3 protein-coding genes are annotated in these 2,882 nt (G+C 52.2%); 1 reads left to right on the forward strand and 2 read right to left on the reverse strand.

Translation table 11 applies throughout. From position 1 onward, the window contains the following. The coding region (locus ACTHUT_RS17025; RefSeq protein WP_440419160.1) for a transglycosylase domain-containing protein at positions 1–212 on the forward strand (212 nt) is incomplete at its 5' end. A gap of 40 nt (positions 213–252) precedes the next feature. Here ACTHUT_RS17025 and pncB read toward each other — a convergent pair. Then, positions 253–1,473, reverse strand: coding sequence for a nicotinate phosphoribosyltransferase (gene pncB, locus ACTHUT_RS17030; protein WP_049328867.1), 1,221 nt, complete (start codon positions 1,471–1,473; stop codon positions 253–255). 96 nt (positions 1,474–1,569) lie between these two features. Continuing rightward, positions 1,570–2,865 (reverse strand): peptidoglycan DD-metalloendopeptidase family protein, encoded by a 1,296-nt coding sequence (locus ACTHUT_RS17035; protein ID WP_250601245.1) that lies wholly within the window; start codon positions 2,863–2,865, stop codon positions 1,570–1,572. Positions 2,866–2,882 lie beyond the last annotated feature (17 nt).

Genomic DNA, 2,882 nt, shown 5'->3' on the forward strand with positions numbered 1-2,882 from the left:
ACGGCGTATTCGGCGCGGAAGCAGCGTCCCAGTATTTCTACAAGAAACCTGCCTCCGCCCTCACCCGCCAACAAGCCGCCAAACTCACGGCACGCGTTCCGGCTCCGCTGTTTTACGCAGACCACCCTAAGAGCAAACGAATGCACAACAAAACCAATATCATCCTGCGCCGCATGGGGTCGGCAGAATTACCCGAAAGCGATATGGATTAATTTAAAAAGGCCGTCTGAATATTTCAGACGGCCTTTGTTTTTAGGCTTTCTCTTCCGGCTCCGGTACGTCAAACACTTGACGCAGGTAAGCGAGGAAGGTGTTGTTGGTGGTCATGGTTTTGCCCGGGGAGTCGGAGAGCTTGGCAACGGATTGGCCGTTACACTCGACGAGCTTCAAGACAATGTTCAAAGGTGTGTGCCCCAAGTCGTTGGTCAGGTTGGTACCGATACCGAAACTGGTTTTGAAACGGTCTTTGAAGTATTGGTGCAACGCCCATGAACGCTCAATATCGAGGCCGTCTGAAAAGGTCAGCATTTTGGTACGGCTGTCGATTTTGAGTTTTTTGTAATGCTCGTAGGCTTTGTCGCCCCAAACATAAGGATCGCCGCTGTCGTGGCGCAGGCCGTCGAAGAGTTTGGCGAAGTACAGGTCGAAATCACGCAAGAAAGCATCCATGCCGACCACGTCGGTCAGGGCGATGCCGAGGTCGCCGCGGTATTCGTGTACCCAGCTTTCCAGCGCGGCTTTTTGGAAATTGCGCAAACGTACGTCCAAGGCTTGGAAGGCTTGGAGGAACTCGTGCGCCATGGTGCCGATGGGTGTGATGCCGATTTTTTTGGCCAGATAAACGTTGCTGGTACCGCGCACGATATCGGGAGCGGCTTCTAATAAGGTGCGGATAACGTGCTCCTGCCATGCGAGGGTGTAACGGCGGCGCGTGCCGAAATCGGAAATAAGGAACGGCGGATCATTCGGATTTTGTGTAGCTGCAATTTCTTTCAGCTGTTGCGCTTTGGCCTGCAAACGGCGCTCGCCTTCTTCAATGACGGCAGGCGTTTCCAAGCGGCGGAAATAGAGTTCGTTGACGATGGCAAGAATGAAAATCTCGAAGAACATCGCCTGTATCATCGGGCCTTCGATGCGGATGTTCAGACGGCCTTGATCATCAGGGCTGACTTGGACGAAGCGGCGTTGGAGTTGGAAAAGTTCGAGATAATCGACAAAGTCACTTTTGATAAAGCGCAGGCTGCGCAGATAGTCGAGTTCGTCATGGGTAAAGCGCAGCTGGCACAGGGAGTCGAGTTCGCGTTCCAAGTCTTCTTGAATATCGGCCAGCGGATACACCATCTCTTTGTTGCGGCAACGGAATTCGTAGAGACTGTGGGTTTGCGGGAATTGGTGCAACACGACTTGCAGCATGGTGAATTTGTACAGGTCGGTATCAAGCAGGGATTGGATAATGGGCTGATAAGCAGACATAAGTTTTCTCTGAGTAAACGTGGGCGTGATGAGGGTATCGATTTTAATAGGAAAGGCCGTCTGAAAGAAACCTTATTCAGACGGCCTTTATCTTATTTAATCCAACTGCGCTACGGAAACCGGCAAAGAACGGATGGTAGACAACATCGTGCTGGCATCTTTTTGCTGTTTGCGGAACGCGGCCATATTGGTCGGGGTCAATTTCGGCGTCGGCAGAGCGACGGTAGTCGGATTGACCGGCTGGCCGTTGACGCGTGCTTCGTAGTGCAGGTGTGGGCCGGTCGAACGGCCGGTTGTACCCACAAAACCAATCACTTCGCCGGCACGGACTCTGCCGTCGGCAGGGCTGAACGCGCTCATGTGGCCGTACAGGGTTTCCACACCGTTGGCATGGCGGATCATCACGGTATTGCCGTAGCCGCCTTTCCAACCTTTGAAAATCACTTCACCGTCGGCAGCGGCCTTAATCGGGGTGCCGGTCGGCGCGGCATAGTCGATACCGGTGTGCATACGGACGGTATGCAGAACTGGGTGGACACGGTAGCCGAACGGGGAAGAAATGCGCGTGTACGCAACAGGCTCGGTATTAAAGCCTGCTTTTTGTTGTAGGGACTTACCGTTTTGGTCGTAGTAGCTACCGCTTTCTTCGTCGCCTTTGCCTTGGCTGTAATAATAGGCTTGGTAGGTTTTGCCGTCTTTAACCACTTCAGCCGCCAAAATATCGCCGACCGCCATTTGCTGGCCGCGGAAATACATGCTGTTGTACAAAAGACGCACGGTATCGCCTTCGCCCAAGTCGCTCATATTGAATGAATCGGCAAAGATTTCTTTGAGCTGGATATACACCTCGGAAGGGATTTCAGCACGGAGCATATCGCCGATGGCGGATGTGCGGATTTGCACGGAACGCAGGGTCGGCATGGTTTTCATGTCGATTTCAGCATTGGAAATGCGCCATTTGCCTTTGACTTTTTCCAAAGCCACCAAGTTGCGTTCCAATTCTTCATCGGTAAAGAATTGAACGTCGGTCACTTGGCCTGAAGAGTCGATGCGGATATTGACGGATTGGTTGGTCCGCAGGTTTTTCATGTCGAGGTTGGCATTGTTTTTCGCCATGATTTGCTTGATGTCTTCTTGGTTGACACCCATGCGCGTCAAAACGTCTGCCAAAGAGTCGCCGGCTTGGACAACTTCTTGCACCCAATAGCTGGATTGATAGGTATTGGTTTCCACATAAACGGCAGGCAGCTCTTCGGAAATACGCTCGACTTTGAAATCGGTATGTGCTGGTTGAGGGTCGGTAATGGCGTATGCGGTCATGATGCCTGAAGCCGGCAGCAGAAACGCTAAGAGGGTTGCTTTGAATCGAGTGGAATATTTGTTTTTAATCACGCGTTATCCTTAATGGG

This window comes from Neisseria sp. P0022.S010 (assembly GCF_051956635.1).

Bases quoted from the DNA above. Each gene is read 5' to 3' on its own strand.
- pncB (WP_049328867.1), bottom strand. From the start codon at position 1,473: ATGTCTGCTTATCAGCCCATTATCCAATCCCTGCTTGATACCGACCTG.